18 protein-coding genes are annotated in these 17,226 nt (G+C 70.9%); 11 read left to right on the top strand and 7 right to left on the bottom strand.

What is annotated here, in order from left to right:
- Positions 1–4: 4 nt before the first annotated feature.
- Both ABD256_RS31630 and ABD256_RS31625 read left to right on the top strand, forming a co-directional pair.
- The gene (locus ABD256_RS31630) at positions 5–103 is read left to right on the top strand and encodes a putative Ig domain-containing protein (protein ID WP_344427345.1); all 99 of its coding nucleotides are present in this window, start codon (positions 5–7) and stop codon (positions 101–103) included.
- A 16-nt stretch (positions 104–119) separates the two neighbouring features.
- Positions 120–1,664 (top strand): S8 family peptidase, encoded by a 1,545-nt coding sequence (locus tag ABD256_RS31625; protein ID WP_344427333.1) that lies wholly within the window; start codon positions 120–122, stop codon positions 1,662–1,664.
- 98 nt (positions 1,665–1,762) lie between these two features.
- On the opposite strand, the gene ABD256_RS31620 is transcribed toward ABD256_RS31625, so the two are convergent.
- The 3 genes from ABD256_RS31620 to ABD256_RS31610 form a co-directional block, all read right to left on the bottom strand.
- Positions 1,763–2,194 (bottom strand): histone-like nucleoid-structuring protein Lsr2, encoded by a 432-nt coding sequence (locus ABD256_RS31620; protein WP_344427330.1) that lies wholly within the window; start codon positions 2,192–2,194, stop codon positions 1,763–1,765.
- A gap of 199 nt (positions 2,195–2,393) precedes the next feature.
- Entirely contained in the window at positions 2,394–3,257 is an 864-nt protein-coding gene (locus ABD256_RS31615; protein ID WP_344427327.1) for a dioxygenase family protein, read from the bottom strand.
- 27 nt (positions 3,258–3,284) lie between these two features.
- Positions 3,285–4,271, bottom strand: a complete 987-nt coding sequence (locus tag ABD256_RS31610; RefSeq protein ID WP_344427324.1) for a helix-turn-helix domain-containing protein — start codon at positions 4,269–4,271, stop codon at positions 3,285–3,287.
- Between the two features lie 218 nt (positions 4,272–4,489).
- Between ABD256_RS31610 and ABD256_RS31605 the strand changes: the two genes are divergently transcribed.
- Positions 4,490–5,245, top strand: a complete 756-nt coding sequence (locus ABD256_RS31605) for an alpha/beta fold hydrolase (RefSeq protein WP_344427321.1) — start codon at positions 4,490–4,492, stop codon at positions 5,243–5,245.
- A 143-nt stretch (positions 5,246–5,388) separates the two neighbouring features.
- Complete coding sequence (locus ABD256_RS31600) at positions 5,389–5,964, top strand: DUF1707 SHOCT-like domain-containing protein (RefSeq protein ID WP_344427318.1); 576 nt, start codon at positions 5,389–5,391, stop codon at positions 5,962–5,964.
- 4 nt (positions 5,965–5,968) lie between these two features.
- Here ABD256_RS31600 and ABD256_RS31595 read toward each other — a convergent pair whose 3' ends face one another.
- Positions 5,969–7,510 carry an adenylate/guanylate cyclase domain-containing protein gene (locus tag ABD256_RS31595; RefSeq protein ID WP_344427315.1) on the bottom strand — a complete coding sequence of 514 codons (1,542 nt, stop codon included), beginning with the start codon at positions 7,508–7,510 and terminating at the stop codon, positions 5,969–5,971.
- Between the two features lie 335 nt (positions 7,511–7,845).
- Between ABD256_RS31595 and ABD256_RS31590 the strand changes: the two genes are divergently transcribed.
- Positions 7,846–9,963, top strand: coding sequence for a bifunctional diguanylate cyclase/phosphohydrolase (locus ABD256_RS31590; RefSeq protein WP_344427312.1), 2,118 nt, complete (start codon positions 7,846–7,848; stop codon positions 9,961–9,963).
- Between the two features lie 39 nt (positions 9,964–10,002).
- Here ABD256_RS31590 and ABD256_RS31585 read toward each other — a convergent pair whose 3' ends face one another.
- The gene (locus ABD256_RS31585; protein ID WP_344427309.1) at positions 10,003–10,653 is read right to left on the bottom strand and encodes a thiaminase II/PqqC family protein; all 651 of its coding nucleotides are present in this window, start codon (positions 10,651–10,653) and stop codon (positions 10,003–10,005) included.
- On the bottom strand, positions 10,650–12,062 hold the full coding sequence (locus ABD256_RS31580) for a purine-cytosine permease family protein (protein WP_344427306.1): 1,413 nt from the start codon (positions 12,060–12,062) through the stop codon (positions 10,650–10,652). Before ABD256_RS31580 ends, ABD256_RS31585 begins: the two co-directional genes overlap by 4 nt.
- A gap of 261 nt (positions 12,063–12,323) precedes the next feature.
- Here ABD256_RS31580 and ABD256_RS31575 point away from each other — a divergent pair, with 261 nt between their 5' ends.
- Both ABD256_RS31575 and ABD256_RS31570 read left to right on the top strand, forming a co-directional pair.
- On the top strand, positions 12,324–12,686 hold the full coding sequence (locus ABD256_RS31575) for a DUF488 domain-containing protein (RefSeq protein ID WP_344427303.1): 363 nt from the start codon (positions 12,324–12,326) through the stop codon (positions 12,684–12,686).
- 323 nt (positions 12,687–13,009) lie between these two features.
- Positions 13,010–13,183 (top strand): hypothetical protein, encoded by a 174-nt coding sequence (locus ABD256_RS31570; protein ID WP_344427300.1) that lies wholly within the window; start codon positions 13,010–13,012, stop codon positions 13,181–13,183.
- 134 nt (positions 13,184–13,317) lie between these two features.
- Here the strand turns inward: ABD256_RS31570 and ABD256_RS31565 are convergent, their stop codons facing one another.
- On the bottom strand, positions 13,318–14,154 hold the full coding sequence (locus ABD256_RS31565; protein WP_344427297.1) for an EamA family transporter: 837 nt from the start codon (positions 14,152–14,154) through the stop codon (positions 13,318–13,320).
- Positions 14,155–14,227: 73 nt separating this feature from the next.
- On the opposite strand from ABD256_RS31565, the gene ABD256_RS31560 reads away from it, so the two are divergent.
- The 4 genes from ABD256_RS31560 (at position 14,228) to ABD256_RS31545 (ending at position 17,223) form a co-directional block, all read left to right on the top strand.
- On the top strand, positions 14,228–15,172 hold the full coding sequence (locus ABD256_RS31560; RefSeq protein ID WP_344427295.1) for a LysR family transcriptional regulator: 945 nt from the start codon (positions 14,228–14,230) through the stop codon (positions 15,170–15,172).
- A gap of 59 nt (positions 15,173–15,231) precedes the next feature.
- Positions 15,232–15,885: a cupin domain-containing protein gene (locus tag ABD256_RS31555; protein WP_344427293.1), complete on the top strand. Its 654-nt coding sequence runs from the start codon at positions 15,232–15,234 to the stop codon at positions 15,883–15,885.
- A gap of 55 nt (positions 15,886–15,940) precedes the next feature.
- The gene (locus ABD256_RS31550) at positions 15,941–16,780 is read left to right on the top strand and encodes a LysR family transcriptional regulator (RefSeq protein WP_425546556.1); all 840 of its coding nucleotides are present in this window, start codon (positions 15,941–15,943) and stop codon (positions 16,778–16,780) included.
- A 62-nt stretch (positions 16,781–16,842) separates the two neighbouring features.
- Positions 16,843–17,223: a YchJ family protein gene (locus tag ABD256_RS31545; RefSeq protein ID WP_344427289.1), complete on the top strand. Its 381-nt coding sequence runs from the start codon at positions 16,843–16,845 to the stop codon at positions 17,221–17,223.
- Positions 17,224–17,226: the final 3 nt, after the last annotated feature.

Raw genomic sequence — 17,226 nt, 5'->3', positions numbered from 1 at the left:
GGTCATCGCCCCCTTCCAGACAGGCACCTACCCCATCACCGTCACCGCCACCGACTCCACCGGCAAGACCGGCACCGCCACCTACACCCTCACCATCAGCTGACCGAGACGAGGATCTGATGCACAGGACCGGAAAGACCCTGCTGGCACTCGGCGTGCTGGGCCCGCTGCTCGCGCTCGGCGCGGGAACGTCCGTGGCCGCCGAACCCGAAGGCGTCGTGGTGCAGGCGAAACAGCACTACGGCGACCAGTACATCGTGAAGCTCAAGGACGGTGTTGCCGGTATCCAGGCGACCTCGTCATCGCTGGCCCAGCGCTACGGCGGTGAGGTGCGCTCGACCTACACGGCCACCATCCACGGGTTCTCGGTGCGGAAGATGACCGAACGGCAGGCCCGCAGGCTCGCCGCCGACCCCGCGGTCGAGACGGTGTACCAGGACGGCACCGCGAAGGCGGCGGGCACGCAGAACAACCCGACCTGGGGCCTGGACCGGATCGACCAGAAGACCCTGCCGCTCGACCGGAAGTACGCCTACGGCAACAGCGGCGAAGGGGTCACCGCGTACGACCTCGACACCGGGATCAACCCCGGCAACCCCGAGTACGAAGGCCGCGCCAGCGTCGGGAAGGACTTCTTCGGCGGCGACGGCAAGGACTGCCACGGCCACGGCAGCCACACCTCGGGGACGATCGCCAGCAAGACCTACGGCGTGGCGAAGCAGGTCAAGATCGTCGGGCTCAAGGTGCTCGGCGGCGACTGCTCCGACACCGGCCCCGACTCCGGGATCATCGACGCCGTCGACTGGGTCACCGCGAACGCGCACAAGCCCGCGGTGGCGAACATGAGCCTCACCATGGACGCGCCCGGCGTCGGCGACGACGCGCTGAAGAAGTCCATCGCCTCCGGTGTGGTCTACGGCGTCGCCTCGGGCAACGCCTCGAGCGACGCGTGCAACACGAGCCCCGCGCGGGTGCCCGAAGCGATCACCGTGAACGCGTCCGACCAGAACGACAACCGGGCGTCCTTCTCGAACTACGGGACCTGCACTGACCTCTTCGGCCCCGGGGTCAACATCACCTCGCTCAGCACGAGCGGCGGCGGCACGGCGAACATGAGCGGGACCTCGATGGCCACCCCGCACGTCGTCGGCGCGGCCGCGCTGTACCTCGCGGCCACCCCCTCGGCGAGCCCGCAGCAGGTCCGTGACGCGCTCGTGCAGAACGCCACCGACGGCGCCGTGAAGAACCCCGGCAGCGGCTCGCCGAACAAGCTGCTGAACATGTCGTTCATCGGCGACGGCGGGCCGGGGCCGAAGTGCGGGACGAAGACCGGGACGGTCCCGGTCGCGATCCCGGACGGCGGCGACGAGGTGACCAGTTCGCTCACCCAGGACGGCTGCGACGGCAGGGCCCCGGCCGCGCTCCCGGTGAAGGTCGACATCGGACACAGCTACTCCGCCGATCTCGCCATCGACCTCATCGGGCCGAGCGGAAAGGCGTACCGGCTGAAGGACGCGGGCGGGACGGGCTCCGCGGACGGCGTGCACCAGACCTACCCGGTGGACGCCTCGGCGGAAAGCGCGAACGGCACCTGGAAACTGCGGGTGCGCGACCTCTACCGGTTCGACACCGGTTCGATCGAAGGGTTCGGCATCACCTTCTGACACGAGCCGGGCACGGAAAGCGGCCGTTTCCGGAAACCAGTGGCGAAAACACCAGGGGGTGGGCGGCCGGTCGGCCGCCCACCCCCTGGCAACGCCAATCAGGCGACGCTGGCCGCCTTCTTGCGCCTCGGCGCGCGCTTGCGGGCGGGCTTCTCGGCCACCTTTTCCACCGGCGCCTGCTGTGCCACCTCGTAGGCGGCGACGATTTCGCTGGAGAGGCGGCCGCGCTCGGCGACCTCGTAGCCGTTCTCCTGCGCCCAGACCCGGATCTGACGGTTGCGCTCGCGGTCGGCCGTGGTCGTGGTGGAACCGCCCTCGGCCGCGGTCTGCCCGGTGGCGAGACGGATCTTCCTGCCGCCGATGCGCTGGCCCGCGCCGACATAGACGGCCAGTTCGTCGCGAAGCCTCGCCGCGTTGTCGTCGGACAGATCGATCTCGTAGGAAACGCCGTCGAGGGCGAAGGGAACCGTCTGGGTCGCCTCGGTGCCGTCGATGTCGTCGAGCATCTGGACGCTGATTTTTTGAGCCATGGGTAAAAGCCTTCTACTCATTGGGGAGGAAGCTCGTACCCTATCGAACAACACGGCGAGGACCGGCCCCATACCGTGAATTGCGCCGGGCGAGTCGCGCCATTCCGGACCGGCCGGGACGCCGCCACGGGGCGTCCCGGCCGGTCCGGCACCGGAAAACGCCTCGTGGCGGCGGTTGATCAAGGACCGCGACGGCCGCTCATTCGGCCCGCCACAGCGCGGGCGCCGACGGCGGTTCCCAGCCGGACTGGGCCAGATGGCCCTGCAGGCACACGAACGCGCGGCCGCCGTAGGTGACCCTGGTGCCCGCGGCGTACGAAGTACCCGCGACCCAGCTGTCGCTGCCGGGAGGCGTGGTGGGCGGTGTGGTGGGCGAGGTCGTCGGTGTACCGGTCTGCGGCACGTTGAGGACGAAGTCGAACGCAGCTTCCTTGCCGCCCTGCCCGTCGCGGACCGTCATCAGCAGGCGCGGGTCGAACAACGAGTCGGTGTTGTTGCGCGGCTCGCCGGGGAAGTAGAGCTGCGTGGTCAGGATGGGCCGTCCCGGCGCCTGCACCTTGACGTGGATGTGCCTGGTCCGGCCGGGGTAGAGGCCGGGCACGATCGTGGTCAGCGTGAAGGCGCCCTGCGCGTTGGTGTACTGGTGCCCGCGGAAGGTGTAGCCGGCCATGTCGTAGGCACCGTTGTTGTCGGCCTGCCAGAAGTCCAGCAGCGCCCGGCTCACCGGCAGGCAGGCCCGCCCGAACACGTACCCGGTCACGGTCAGCCGGGTGCCCGGCGTGCCCGGTGTGACCAGATTGGTCCGCTCCGGCGAACTCGGCTTGAAGTAGGGGCCCTCCATCTGGGGCGGGGTCGGGTCGTCGCCGTCGTCGCACGGCGGCGTCAGCTCGGGCGCCGCGCCGGTGGTCACGTTGGTGCGGGCCAGAGCCGGGACGGCGATCATCGCCAGCGGCACCGTGACGCCCGCGGCGAGCGCGGCCTTCAACGCGGTCTTGCGGCTGATCTCCCTGCCGCCGGACCCTTCCGTGGTGGTTTCGTGGTCGCCGTCCGGGAACTCATCCATGTCTGCTCCTTGTGGGGCGTCGGGGATTCACCGTGAAGCTACGTCCGCGGTGCGGCGCTGACGATGGACTGGATCCGATGGTCGTGGTGTTTTTTCACGCGGGCGGCGACGGTCTCCCTGGTGGGGAAGCACATCGCCGGCACGCCTGAAGTCACCGGGGCTCACCCCGGTCTCCCGCCGGAAGAACCGGCAGAAGTAGGCCGGGTCGACGAAGCCGACCCTGGCCGCGACCTGCCGCACGCTCAGCGCCGTCGTGGCCAGCAGCCGCTTGGCTTCGAGCATGCGCGCCGCGCGGGCGAGCTGCGACGGGGTGCGGCCGGTCTCCGCCTTGACGACCTTGGTCAGGTAACCGGGCGTGACGCCGATGCGCGCCGCGTACTCACCGACCGAGCAGAGCGCCGGATCGGTGCCGGTCAGCCGGGTGAACTCCTCGACGACCCCGCAGTGCCGCGCCGACGGCGTGTCCACCGCCAGTTCGGAGAGCCTGGCGAGGCGGACCACCAGCACGTGCAGCAGTGCGCGCAGCACCGATTCGGCCCCTTCGTCCGCGCGCCGGTACTCGTCTTCGAGCTCGGCGAAGAGCCGGGACAGCGCGACGTCGTCGGCGGCGCCCGGGTTCAGCCACGGACGCGCGCCGAGGCGTCGCAGGAGATCCCGGTCCGCGGGGTGGTCGAGCAGGAAGTCGTCGGTGAACAGGACGACGACCCCGGTCAGCCCGCGCGCGTCCGCCCAGTGGTGCACCTGACCGGGGGTGAGCACGTACAGGTGCGGCGGGCGCAGCTCCCAGCGCGCGAGGTCGACGACGTGCGTGCCGGTGCCCGCCGTGACGTGGGCGATCTCGTGGAAGGTGTGGCGGTGCGGGAACGGCGCGCGCGACATCGGGCCGATGGAGTCGAACGTGCCGATGGCGAACGGGAGCGCGTGCGGCATCGGGACCTCCAGCCGGTGCATCGGCGGCTCGCCGGTGTGCTCGGTGCGGCAGGGCGTCCCCGGTGACACGGTGGTATCGCGCATCGTTCCGATTGTTCTCGCCGGTCGGACAGAGGTCCAGACCAATCACTCGCAGGGCCCCGTCCGAACGGCGTGCTCCCGACGGACGCACCGGCTCGGGCGTCCACTTGCGACGATCCGCCCGATAGCCTCGGAAGAATCTTTCGCGCCGCTGTCGAATTCCCGGTCCGCCGTTCGACGCGTCAGCGGTACGACCCGCACCGGTGAACGGAGAAAGAGCGATGAAGTCCGCATACGCACAGGTCAACGGCTTGAACCTGTACTACGAGGTGCACGGCACCGGTAAGCCCCTCGTCGTGCTGCACGGCGGGTTGCTCACCATCGAGCTGTCCTTCGGCGCGCTGCTGCCCGAGCTGTCGGCGACCAGGCAGGTGATCGCCGTCGAGTTGCAGGGCCACGGGCACACCGCCGACACCAGCCGGGACCTGACGCTGGCGAACCTCGCCGACGACGTCGCGGGCCTGCTCGACCACCTCGGCGTCGACCGCGCCGACCTGTTCGGGTTCAGCCTCGGCGGCCTCGTCGCCATCCAGGTCGCGCTCAGCCACCCCGGCCGGGTGGACCGGTTACTCCTGGCCGCGACGCACTTCCGCTCGGACGGCTACCACGACGAGATCCGCGACCCCGCGCTGTGGGCGAGTTCGACCCGGATGCCGACCGAGGCCGACTTCGCGGCCATGCGGGAGGCCTACGCCAGCACCGCGCCCGACCCCGGGCACTTCCCGGAGTTCATGGCGAAGGTCTCGACCGTGCCCGGCACCGTCGACGCCTGGTCGCTCGACGACCTCCGCGGCATCACCGCACCGACCCTGCTGGTGATCGGCGACCACGACTTCGTCCGCGTCGAGCACGCCGCGCGGATGCGGGACCTGATCGGCGGCGCCCAGCTCGCGGTGCTGCCGGGCACGACGCACAGCGGTCTGCTCGGGCGGAAGGAACTCGTGCTCCCGCTCGTCGATTTCTTCCTGAAGCCCTGACCGGCGCTTTTCGCAGCGCGGTGACAACTGCCGACGGTGAAAAAGGAAAGGAACTGACAATTGTGAACAACGCACCGGAGCTGCTATAAATCCTTTCGTCCCGATTCCGCGCACGTTCCAGCATGGCTTTCAAGGTGGGCGACATGAGCGAAGATCCCCTGCGGCTCCGCGCCTCCGACGCCGACCGCGAACGCATGGCGCAGGCGCTCTACCACGCCTCCGGTACGGGCCAGCTCACGCTGGACGAACTCGAAGACCGGCTCGGCCACCTCTACGCCGCGAAGACGCTCGTCGAAACCGAGGCGGTGGTGGCCGATCTCCAGACCAGGGCGGTCGCCGCCGCGGACGCGGAGCAGGGCCCGAGGCGGTCGGTCGCGGTGATGTCCGGAGTGGACAGAAGGGGCGAGTGGACGCTGCCGTCGCGGCACCGGGCGCTGGCGTTCTGGGGCGGGGTCACGATCGACCTGCGGTACGCCAGGCTCACCGCGGCGCGGTCGCGGATCTCCGCGTTCGCGATCATGGGCGGGGTCGAGGTCATCGCGCCGGAGGACATCACGGTCGAAGTCGACGGCACCGGGCTGATGGGCGGCTTCCGCACCGCGAGGCGCTCCCGGCGCCAGGCCGCCCCGCCGGGCGCGCCGGTGGTCCGGATCAGCGGGCTGGCGTTCTGGGGCTCGGTCAAGGTCGTCCGCAAGTCGCGTAAGGACGGTCGGCGCTAGCGCGTCAGCTCTCCTCGCGCGGCACGGCGACGGTGGTCTCCTCGAGGCGTCCGCGCAGCGTGATCTGCTCGGCCGCGCGCCACCGCGCCCCTTCACCGTCCGATGTGGACTCGATGGCGCGCCAGGACGCGACGAGACCGCCCGGCACGCTCTTCGCCAGTTCGGTGAGCCGTGCCGCCTCGTTCACCGGATCGCCGATCACCGTGTACTCGAAACGGCGGCGGTCCCCGACGTAGCCCGCGACCGCGGGCCCGGTGGCGACCCCGATCCCCGCCTCGCAGTCGGGTACCTCCGCCCGCAGCCTCGCCGCGATCGCCCTCGCCGCCGCGAGCGCGGCCCCGGCGTGCTCGCGCAGTTCGACCGGCGCGCCGAAGATCGCCAGCACCGCGTCGCCGACGAACTTGTTGACCAGCCCGTCGTAGCGGTCGACCTCGTCGACGACCACCGCGAAGAACCGGTTGAGCAGTTCGACGACCTCCGTCGGCGGGCGGGTCGCGGCGATCGTGGTCGACCCGACGACGTCGACGAAGAGCACGGACACCTCGCGCACCTCGCCACCGAGTTCGGTGCCCGCACCCAGCGCGCCCGCCGCGACGTCCTCGCCGACGTGCTTGCCGAACAGGTCCCTGATGTGCTCGCGCTCCCGCAGCCCGGCCGCCATCTGGTTGACCCCCGCCTGCAGCAGCCCCAGTTCCGTCCCGTCGTAGACCTGGACCGCCACGTCGAGATCGCCGTGGCGGATCTTGCTCAGCGCGATCCGGACCGACCGGATCGGCGCCACCACCGCGCGCGCGGTGAACACCGTGAGCAGCATGCCGAACACGATCACCACGCAGCCGAGCACGACCACGGTGGTGGCCAGCTTCGTGGCGGAGACGTCCTCGCGCACCAGCGCGAACACCGCCACCATCACCAGGCCGGCCGCCGGGACACCGGTGCCGAGCGACCAGAACAGCAGCATCCGCAGCCGGACCCCGCTCCCGCTCGCCTGCGGCGCGGCACCGGAGAGGGCCTGCGCGGAGATCGGGCGCAGCGCGAATTCGCTGAGCAGGTAAGCGTTCGCGCACACCACCACACCCGCGAAGCCGACCGTGAACCCCATCGCGTAGACGAGCGAGGGCTGGAGCAGGCCGGCCAGCACGGTGAACAGGACGGTCGCCAGTCCCCACAGGGTGAGCTGGACCGCGGTCAGGCGCAACGGCACCCGCAGCGCGGCCTTGCGCTCCTCCGCGCCCGGTGTGCGCTCCTCGGTGACCCAGCGCAGCGCGCGGAAGGCGTCCCTGGTGCCCCAGATCGCGCCGGCGACGATCGCCGCGCAGAGGTAGACCGGCGCCGCGATCGCCAGCACGCCGAGGGTGTGGCTGTCCGGTCCCGCGCTCGGCACGACGAGCACGGACAGCGCGGCGACCACACCGGCGCCGATCAGGTTCGCGATGATGAGCGCGCTGGTCAGGATCAGCTGGATCCGGATTCGCAGGGTACGGCGGTCCTGCCCGGCGGGGCCGAGCAGCCGTGAACCGAACGGGCCAGCCGAATTTACGGTCACCGCGGCACTTTAACACGCGTACATTCCCTCGCGGAGTCCTCTTTGGAATGACAAGAACACGCCCCCGGCTCGCACTCCGATGACAACTCCTCGGAGCAGTCCCGGCCGCCGTCGCGCAGAAAACAATTTCCGCTCCGCAGCCCGGCAATTCACGCGGATTCTTTCACGGAACGCCGTCGCCGCGATTTCAAGGCCCCTTTCCGGAAGTGGCCCGATCGAACCGGAGAACCAGGTCATCGCGCCGCTGACCGGTCAGCGGTACGGCGGGCTCGCCGCATGCCGGACACCCGCCGATTCGCATGCGCACGCCGTGTTCGAGTTGCTACCGTTGGCGGATGACCGTCACGGGGGGCAGGGTGCGGACGGCGGCCTGGTCCGCCTACCTGATCGCCGGGGTGCTCGTCACCGCCCTGTACTACGTCGTCGTCTCGCTCGGCCTCAACGCGATCATCTCGGTGACGCTGTACTGCCTGGTCAGCGCGTCCTCCGCGGTCGCGGTGCTGGTGAGCACCGCGCGCGGGCGCACCGCGCCCCGCGCGCCGTGGCTGTTCGTCGGCGTCAGCCAGCTCGTCTACGCGGCCGCCGACTCCGTCTTCTACGTCTCGCACTTCGTGCTCGGCAGCACGACGTTCCCCGGGCTCGCCGACGTGCTCTACCTCTCGCACTACCCGTTCATCGTGGTCGGGCTGATCGTGCTGATCCGGCTGCGCAACCCCGGCGGCGACGTGCAGGGCGTGCTGGACGCCGCGATGCTCGTGGTCGTCGCGGGGACGCTGTCGTGGCTGTACCTGATCGGCCCGAACGCCCGCGCGGACACCCCCGGCGTCACCAAGCTGGCGTCGGTCGCGTACCCGATCCTCGATCTCGCGATGCTGTCGGTGTCGCTGCTGCTGATCCTCGGCAGAGGGCGCCGCCCGGTCTCGTTCTCCTTCCTCAGCGCCAATCTGGTCGCGTTCTTCGCCGCCGACAGCATCTACGTCTTCCAGCAGCTCGCCGGCACCTACCAGGTCGGCAACTTCCTCGACGCCATCTGGCTTTCCGGCAACCTCGCACTCGGCGCCGCCGCGCTGCACCCGACCGCGAAGCAGGTCAGCGACCGCGCCCCGGCGAGCGACCACCGGCTCGGCGCGGGCCGGATCATCGCGCTGCTCACCGCGGCGCTGGTGGCGCCGCTGATCCTGCTGGTGCAGTACGGGCGCGGGGAGCTGCGCGACATCCCGGTCGTCGCGGTGGCGTGCGCGGTGCTGTTCATGCTCATCATCACCAGGCTGGGCGGGCTGGTGATCCAGCACCGCCAGCTCGCCATCACCGACGGGCTGACCGGGCTGTACACGCGCCGGTTCTTCGAAACCCAGCTCCCGCTCGAACTGGCACGCGCGCGCCGCGGCGGGCACCGGCTGACCGTGCTGATCGTCGACGTCGACCGGTTCAAGGCGATCAACGACCGGTACGGCCACCCCGCCGGCGACCGCGTGCTGGTGGAGGTCGTCGCCAGGCTGCGCGAGGTGACCAGGAGCGGGGACGTGCTCGCCCGCTACGGCGGCGAGGAGTTCGCCCTGCTGGCACCGGGAATCGGGCCGGAGGAGCTGCACGCGATCGCGGAACGGCTGCGGGAGACCACGCGCAGCGCGCCGGTGCGGATCAGCGAGGAGCTGTCCGTGCCGGTCACGGTTTCGGTCGGCGCCGCGGTGTTCCCGCTGCACGGCGCGACCCCGCTGGAGCTGGTCACCACCGCCGACCGCGCGCTCTACACCGCCAAGCAGAGCGGCCGCGACCGCGTGGTCGCCGCCGACGTGCTCGACCCGTCCGCGCTGGCGGGCCACGGCGGGGACGGCGCCTCCGGCCGCGAAGCCTCGCTGGCCTACCTGCGCACCGTCGCCGACGAGGTGGACGGCTGGACCTCGACGGCGGGCCACGGCGGCGCGGTGGGCAGGTGGGCCGGGCTGGTGTGCGCCGAACTCGGGCACGACGAGGGCACCGCGCGGCGCGCCGAGGTGGCAGGCAGGCTCCGCGACATCGGGAAGCTGTTCGTGCCGCGGCGGATCTGGGCCAAACCGGGGAACCTCGCCGAGGACGAGCTGCGGCTCGTGCGCGCCCATCCCGAGCACGGTTTCCACCTGCTGCGGGTCATCCCGGGAATGCTCGAACTCGCGAGCGTCGTGCGCCAGCACCACGAACGCCACGACGGTTCCGGCTATCCGGCCGGGCTTTCCGGTGGCGGGATCCGGGTGGAGGCCAGGGTCGTCGCGGTGTGCGACGCGTGGGCCGCCATGCTCGCGGGCAGGCCCCACCGGCCCGCCGTGGAGCCCGGACTCGCCCGCGCGGAGCTGGTGCGCGGCAGCGGGACGCGGTTCGACCCGGCGGTCGTGGCGGCGTTCCTCCGGCTCTACGACGACGGTCTCATCGGCGACCTGCGCCACCCCGCGAACACCGCACCCTCACCGGCCTCGTAGTCAAGCCTCGTAGTCAGGCCCCGTAGTCAGGCCCCGTAGTCAGGCCTCGTCGGCGATGGTGTTCCAGAACATGAGTTCGTAGCTCTGGAAGAGCCTTCCGTAGTCGGAAACGTCCTCGGTGAGCGTGCCGGAGTCGATACCGGCCTGCACGGCGGCGACCGCCTGGTCGTCCGGCAGCGGCGTGCCGAACAGGTCGAAGAACCCGCACGCCTCGTCGTCGAAGCCGTACTGGGTGCGCATCGCCTGCGCGATCGTCGCGCAGTAGCTGCCCCACGCGGCGAAGTTCGACACCATCGCGACCACGGCGTCCGCGGGCGAAACGTTGAGCGCGAGCCACGCCACGTACGCCGGGTACGCCTGGCAGCCCGCCCGCGGCCGGTGCGCGCGCAACGCGGCCTCGTCCAGGTCCACCGCCTCGGCCAGCGCGGTCAGCTTCCCGAGCGCGATCCCTTCGCCCTGCGCCAGCCCGGCGAAGAACTCGCGCGCGTTGCGCTCGTCCGCCCTGCCCGCCAGCGCGAGGAAGCTGCGCCAGTCGCTGGTGACGATCCGGTACTCCTCGGCGGCGAGCGCGGCGAACACCGACCGCGGCGCACGGCCCTGCTCGATCAGGGGAACCAGCCGGTTGTCCCCTTCCGACGGCAGCAGTTCCTGCCGGACGGTGTCGAGTACCTCGCGGGCCGAACGGGTCATCGCGCGCTCTCCTCTGTCGATTCTGTCGATGCGGTCTTGTCGTCGTTCGTTGGTACCACGGCGAAACCCAGCACGCCGCCCGCGTGGGGAAACCTCGCCGCCAGCGCGGCCAGTGCAGCGTAAAGCACCCCGGCCAGCAGCCACGCCTCCACCGAAGGCAGTCCTGCCGACGGCGCCGGTTCCCGGCCGGGGAACAGGCCGAGGCCCCACGCGCCGAACCCGACCGCGGCCAGCACCGCCACGATCCCCGGCCAGTTCGCGAACCCGGCCGCCCGCCAGTGCGGCGCGCCACCGGGACGGCGCAACCCGAAGCGCGGCACGAGGAACCGGTCGACGCACATCACCACGGTCACCGACGGGAGCGCCAGCGACGACCAGCTCGTCACCGTGAAGAACCCGTTCTCGACCTGGGGGAACCGCCAGGCGAACACGGCCGCGACCGCCGCCGTCAGCAGGCAGGTCCACCAGCGCCGCCAGCCGGGGAGCTGGCCGAGCAGGTTCTGCCCCGCGTTGACCATCTCGTAGTAGTTGCCGTCGTTGACCGCGACCTGCACCACGGTCGCGACCAGCGCGCCGAGCCACAGCAGCCCGAACATCGAATAGCCGACCGTGTACCGGAACGCGGGCCCGAAGTCCGAGGCACCGGCACCCGAGACGGCGGCCATCATCCAGCCGCCCGCGACGAACAGCACGAGCCCGATCGTCACCGCGACGGCCAGTACCGGCAGCGGCCACAGCACCTTCGGCTTCCCGTACCGCCAGGTGTCCGGTTCGTTGCCCCACATCACCGAACCGATCGCCACCCCGACCCCGGACAGCAACGGCAGTTCGGAATTCGCCGAACCCGCGCCGAGCACATCGCCGGGGATTTCCACGAACCCCTTGATGACCAGGTACAGAATCCACACCACGAGCAACGGCGCGACGACGAACCTGGCGAAAGCCGCGATGCCGGTGAAACCGAACAAATTGTTCACGATGCCGAGAATCGCCAGCACGACGCTGACCACGACGATTTCACCCCAGCCGAACAATCCGTCGTACAACGTGGCGAGCAGGTTGAACGCGAACGCGACCCAGCCCGCGGCGACCCCGATCAGCAGCACCGAAACCAGCAGCGAACCGGCCTTGCCGAGAATGGACCTGGTGAGCAGCCCGTGCGTCAGCCCGGTGCTCGACCCCAGGTACGCGGCGGGCAGCGCATACGCGACGTAAGCCACCCCGCCGAGCGCGCCCGTGCCGACGGCGCGCGCCAGCGAGTATCCGGCGTCGTGGTACTGGAACCCGAGGAACAGGTAGGTGAACCCGGCCGCGAAGGTGATCCACAGCGAAGCGAAGTGCGATCGCGGCCGCCGCTCGCCGAGCGGAACCGCGCCCGCGGCACTGGTCGAATAGTCGTGCCCGGCCACGCCGACCCCCTCACCCCGTACCGCGCCCCCGCGTCGCCTCGAACGATAGACGACCGGGGTGCCGTCGAGGTCACGGCAGATCCGGCGTGCCCGCCTCAGCCGCGCCGGAACCGGTCGGCCAGCGCGGGGTCGTTCTTCCGCCACAGCCCCGAAGCCTCGTCGATCCGGTTCGCCCGGCGCTTGTCGCCGCGCATCCAGCGGGTGCGGAGCACCGGCGCGCCCAGGGTGGCGCTCCGGCGGGCACCATCGGAGAATGTGCGCGTGACCCCGTCGATCGATGTCCGGGTGGCGCGCGTGTACGACCGGCCACGCCCCGAGGACGGCACGCGCGTGCTGGTGGACCGGCTCTGGCCGCGCGGCCTCAAGAAGGACGCCGCCGCACTGGACGAATGGTGCCGCGACGTGGCACCGTCGACCGAACTGCGCACCTGGTACGGGCACGATCCCGGCCGCTTCGCCGAGTTCGCCGAGCGGTACCGGGGCGAGCTGGCGGAACCGGCACGCGCCGGCGCACTCGCTTCGCTCCGCGAAACCGGCGGCACCGTCACCCTGCTGACCGCGACCAGGGACCTGGACACGAGCCACGCCACCGTGCTCGCCGCCACGCTCGCCGAACGCGACTGACCCACATGCCCGCATGCCCCGAAGGGGCCCTTCGCGGCATCAGCTTCCCCCAAGGGCACCTTCGGGGCATGCATCCCGAACCGAGCTGGCCCCGTGAAGGCCACATCCGCGACATGCACACCCCTGAAGCCCTTCGAGAGATGCGCCCCACCGAACGTCCACTTAGGTCCGCGCGGGCGCCCTTACCCGCCCGGAGCCCGGCTTCCGGCGGCGTAAGGGGTGCGGCACGGCCCCGTCGTAGGTGATCGTCCGATGCCGCCGCACCGGCCTTAGCGCGATCGTGAACGCCATCGAAGAGGTTCACGATCGAAAGAAGGACCACCGTGCGATCCGAATACGTTTACGACCCCGTCCAGGCGCAGGTCGCGCACCGCATCGCCGAGCTGCGCCACGCGGCTCAGCGCGTGCAGGTGGTCGACGTCGCGAAGAGCGGGCACTGGCGCCTGCGCCGCCGCAACCGCAACCCGGTCCGGGAGAACACCGCGGACCTGCGGTGAACGACCAGCCGCTGAGGGAACCGCCGGAAGAGTGGCGGCACGGCACCCCGGTGACCCGATCGTGTCGTCTCCTCTTGAGACCCGCCGGCCACGGCGCGCGAGTACACCGGAAGCGCCGAAACCCAGATTTCGGCTCAGCTACGCCTGTTCGCGCTCGTCGAGGTCGTGCTGGCCAGCCCGGCGGCCGTGACGATGCCCCCGATGCCGAGCCAGGACGGGACCGGGATCGCCTCCGCGAGCACCACCACCCCGGCGATCCCGGCCACGGCCGGTTCGAGGCAGGCCAGTACCGCGACCACGCGGGGCGGCAGCCTGCGCAGCGCCGCCAGTTCGAGCGAGTACGGCAGAACGGCGGACAGGATCGCCACCCCGGCCCCGGCGAGCAGCACGTGCGGCTGAAGCATCGCCGCGCCGTTCTCGGCCAGTCCGGCGGGGACGGTGAGCACCGCGGCGAAGCCGACCGCGAGCGCGAGCAGCGAGCCGTCCGCGCTGCGCTCCCCCGCCCGCCTGCTCAAGAGCAGATAACCGCCCATCGCCACCGCGGAGACGACCGCGAACAGCACGCCCGCGACCGGAAGCGCGGCGCCGCCGGGGCGGTGCACCAGCCAGACACCGAGCCCGGCAAGGCACGCGAACCCGACGTCCGCGAGGCGGCGGCTCGTGACGATCGCGACCGTGAACGGCCCGAGTAGCTGGATCCCGCTCGCCACCCCGAGCGGCAGGTACGCCAGCGCCGGGTAGACGAAGTTCATCCCGGCGATCGCGGTGCCGAACCCGGCGACGAGCGCGATCCGGCGCGGGTCGCGGGGCAGGGCCGGGCGGGACACCGCGAGCAGCACCAGTGCGGCGAACCCCAGCCGGAGCGCCACCACGCCCCACGGGCCGACCGAGCCGAACAGGCCCTTGCCGAACGCCTGTCCGAATTGGACGGACAACACGCTGGCGAGCATGAGGACGGGCGCGGGGACCATGCCGCCAGCTTCACGCCGTCAACCGTGCACGTCCATCGAAAGTTTCCTGGTGGTTCTTTGTAGAATCGACTACATGATCGATCTGCGCCGCCTGCAGGTGCTGCGCGTCCTCGCCGCCAGCGGCACGGTCACGGCCGCGGCGCGCGAGTTGCACCTCACGCCGTCCGCGGTGTCCCAGCAGCTCCGCCTGCTGGCGGCCGAACTCGACGTGGATCTGTTGAGCCACGAGGGAAGGCGAGTCCGGCTCACCCCGGCCGCGCTGGCGCTGCTCGACCACGCCGACGAGCTGTACGCCTACTGGGAACGCGTGCGGGCGGACCTCGCGCGGTACCGCGACGGCGGTGTCGGCGGCACCCTGCGCGTGTGCGGCGTTTCGTCCGCGATCGCCGCACTGGTCGCACCGGCCGCCCGCGCGCTGCTTGCCGAGGACATCACCGTGGCCGTCGTCGAGGAGGAGACGAAGACCTGTTTCGACCGGCTGCTCAGCGGCGAAGCGGAGATCGCCGTCGTCCTGCCGACGCCCGACGTGCCCCCGATCGACGACGCGCGCTTCTCCCGCCACGTGCTGCTCGACGACCCGCAGGACCTCCTGGTGCCGTCGGGTCATCCCCTGTGCGAGCGTCCCGAGGTCGAGCTCGCGGACGCGGCCGGGGAGAGCTGGATCGTGAAGACCAGGGACAACGACACCTACCAGCTCCTGCTCACCGCGTGCGCCGCGGCCGGGTTCACCCCGCGGATCGGGCCCGGTGTCAAGGAATGGTTCGCGGTTTCCGCGCTGGTCGCCTGCGGCCTCGGCGTCTGCCTGCTGCCCAGGATGGTCCCGGTGCCCGCGGAGCACGCCGTGACGCGCTTGCCGTTGCACCGGACTCCGCGCCCTTCTCGCCGAATCGCGGCATATGTCCGGCGTGGCAGTGAAAACCATCCGGTGCTCACCGCCGGTATCGACGCGCTCAATGCGGCGGCGAGGTCGATCGCGATCACGGATAACAGTTATCCAGGAGACGATATTTCCCGCTGACCTCCCGTTCCGGAAAATCGAGTGCAGAAAGCTCGTTCCCGAGGGAAGAAGGCGGTTCCATGACCGAGATCAGCAGGCGCAACGCATTGGGCACCGGCGCGGGGGTCGCCGCGGCGATCGGCCTCGGCGGCGCGTCGGCGGCGAGCCCGGCCGCGGCGGCGGCCCCGGCGGCCGCCGGCCCGCCGAAACCGCCGGGTCACGCGCACGTCTTCCCGCTGAGCAAGACGGCGCCGACCACGTTCGACGGCGGGACCCTGCGCGGCGCCAACGAGGACACCTTTCCGGTGCTGGCCGGGCAAAACGGCTCGGTGTACCTGGTGCACCTCGACGTCGGCGGCATCAGGGAACCGCACTGGCACCCGAACGCGTGGGAGCTGAACTACATCATCAGCGGTACCGCGAAATGGACGATCCTCGGCACGCACGCCGACGGTTCGTACCACAACGACGTCTTCGAATCGGGCAAGGGCGAGCTGGTGTTCGCGCCGACCGGATTCTTCCACTACTTCGAAAACGCCAGCACCACCGAAAGTCTCGACGTATTGGTGATCTTCAACACGAGCACCGCGGAGCCGAACGACGACATCGGTATCGTCGGCACCTTGAACTCGCTGCCGCGCGATGTTCTCGGCGCCGTTTTCGGTGTGCCCGCCTCCGCATTCGGCGCCATCCCCCAGAAGATCGAACCCGTGGTGATCACGAAGCGCAAATAATGTTCTCCTTGCCACTTTCACCGCGCTCGGCGGAGGACTGTGGTAATCCGGAACGGTGCTTGATCCGGTGCAGTTGAGGACGTTCCTGGCGGTCGCGGAAGCGGGCGGGTTCAGCGAGGCCGCGCGAAGGCTCGCACTGGGCCAGTCGACGGTGAGCCAGCAGATCCGGCGGCTGGAGGCGGCCGTCGGCCGCGAGCTGTTCACCCGAGACACCCACAGCGTCACCCTGACCGGCGACGGTGAGGTGCTGACCGGGTTCGCCAGGGGCATCCTCGACCAGCAGGACGTGGTGATGCGCTACTTCTCGCGCCCGGAACTGCGCGGCCGGATCCGCCTCGGCGTCAGCGAGGACCTCGTCCTCGGCAGGCTCCCGGAGGTCCTGCGGCGGTTCCGGCGCAGCCACCCGATGGTCGACCTCGAACTCACCGTGGAACTCAGCGCGGTGCTGCACGACCAGCTCGCCGCGGACAAGCTGGACCTCGTGTTCGCCAAGCGCGGGTCCGGCGACGGCGGTATGTGGGCCGACCCGCTGGTCTGGGTCGGCGCGCCCGGCCTGCGGCTCGACCGCGGCGAGCCGGTTCCGCTGGTGGTGTACCCGGAGCCGAGCATCACCCGCACGCGAGCACTGGAATGCTTGCGGCGCAACGGGTTCAGCTGGCGGATCGCGTGCACGTGCGATCGGCTGAACGGGCTGCGCGCGGCGACGCTCGCCGGGCTCGGGGTCGCCGTGTTCGCGGCCTCCGTGGTGCCGGACGGGCTCGGCGAGCTGGCCGACCCGTTGCCCGATCCCGGCTCCGTGGCGTTCGCGTTGACCAGCCGCCGTCCGGTGACGCACGGGCCGGTGGCCGCGCTGGCGGAGGTGATCGGCTCGTACCCGTGGCCGGGTTCCGGCTGACGCTCCCCTCGTCCCGCGGCACACCTTCGACCTGATCACCAGGGGTTCGGCACAATCGGCGCGTGACCACCCCGAAGCGGTGCCCGTGCGGCACCGGCGAAACCTACGACGACTGCTGCGGGCCGTTCCACCGGGGGACGGCCGCGGCGCCTACCGCCGAGCACCTGATGCGGTCGCGGTACAGCGCGTTCGCGGTGGGCGACGCCGGATACCTGGCACGGACCTGGTCGGCGAAGACCCGGCCGAAACGGCTCGAACTCGACCCCGACCAGCGCTGGACGCTGCTCGAAATCCTCGGCAGGACCGGCGGTGGCCTGCTGCAGGCCGAGGGCACCGTCGAATTCCGCGCGCACTACCGCCTGCACGGTGAACGCGGCGAGCTGCGGGAGAACAGCTTGTTCGCCCGCGAGGACGGCGCCTGGAAATACGTTCGCGCGCGGTAGCGG

Origin of the sequence: Amycolatopsis minnesotensis (assembly GCF_039529815.1) — a bacterium.
GTDB lineage: Bacteria > Actinomycetota > Actinomycetes > Mycobacteriales > Pseudonocardiaceae > Amycolatopsis > Amycolatopsis minnesotensis.
Note: the sequence above shows the minus strand (reverse complement) of the source record. Positions and strands in the feature narration are given on the sequence as shown.

Excerpts from the sequence above, each read along its gene's own strand:
- ABD256_RS31605 (WP_344427321.1), top strand. The coding sequence starts at position 4,490 with ATGAAGTCCGCATACGCACAGGTCAACGGCTTGAACCTGTACTACGAG.
- ABD256_RS31620 (WP_344427330.1), bottom strand. The coding sequence starts at position 2,194 with ATGGCTCAAAAAATCAGCGTCCAGATGCTCGACGACATCGACGGCACC.
- ABD256_RS31585 (WP_344427309.1), bottom strand. The coding sequence starts at position 10,653 with ATGACCCGTTCGGCCCGCGAGGTACTCGACACCGTCCGGCAGGAACTG.
- ABD256_RS31625 (WP_344427333.1), top strand. The coding sequence starts at position 120 with ATGCACAGGACCGGAAAGACCCTGCTGGCACTCGGCGTGCTGGGCCCG.
- ABD256_RS31555 (WP_344427293.1), top strand. The coding sequence starts at position 15,232 with ATGACCGAGATCAGCAGGCGCAACGCATTGGGCACCGGCGCGGGGGTC.
- ABD256_RS31600 (WP_344427318.1), top strand. The coding sequence starts at position 5,389 with ATGAGCGAAGATCCCCTGCGGCTCCGCGCCTCCGACGCCGACCGCGAA.
- ABD256_RS31615 (WP_344427327.1), bottom strand. The coding sequence starts at position 3,257 with ATGGATGAGTTCCCGGACGGCGACCACGAAACCACCACGGAAGGGTCC.
- ABD256_RS31610 (WP_344427324.1), bottom strand. The coding sequence starts at position 4,271 with ATGCGCGATACCACCGTGTCACCGGGGACGCCCTGCCGCACCGAGCAC.
- ABD256_RS31565 (WP_344427297.1), bottom strand. The coding sequence starts at position 14,154 with ATGGTCCCCGCGCCCGTCCTCATGCTCGCCAGCGTGTTGTCCGTCCAA.
- ABD256_RS31590 (WP_344427312.1), top strand. The coding sequence starts at position 7,846 with ATGACCGTCACGGGGGGCAGGGTGCGGACGGCGGCCTGGTCCGCCTAC.
- ABD256_RS31560 (WP_344427295.1), top strand. The coding sequence starts at position 14,228 with ATGATCGATCTGCGCCGCCTGCAGGTGCTGCGCGTCCTCGCCGCCAGC.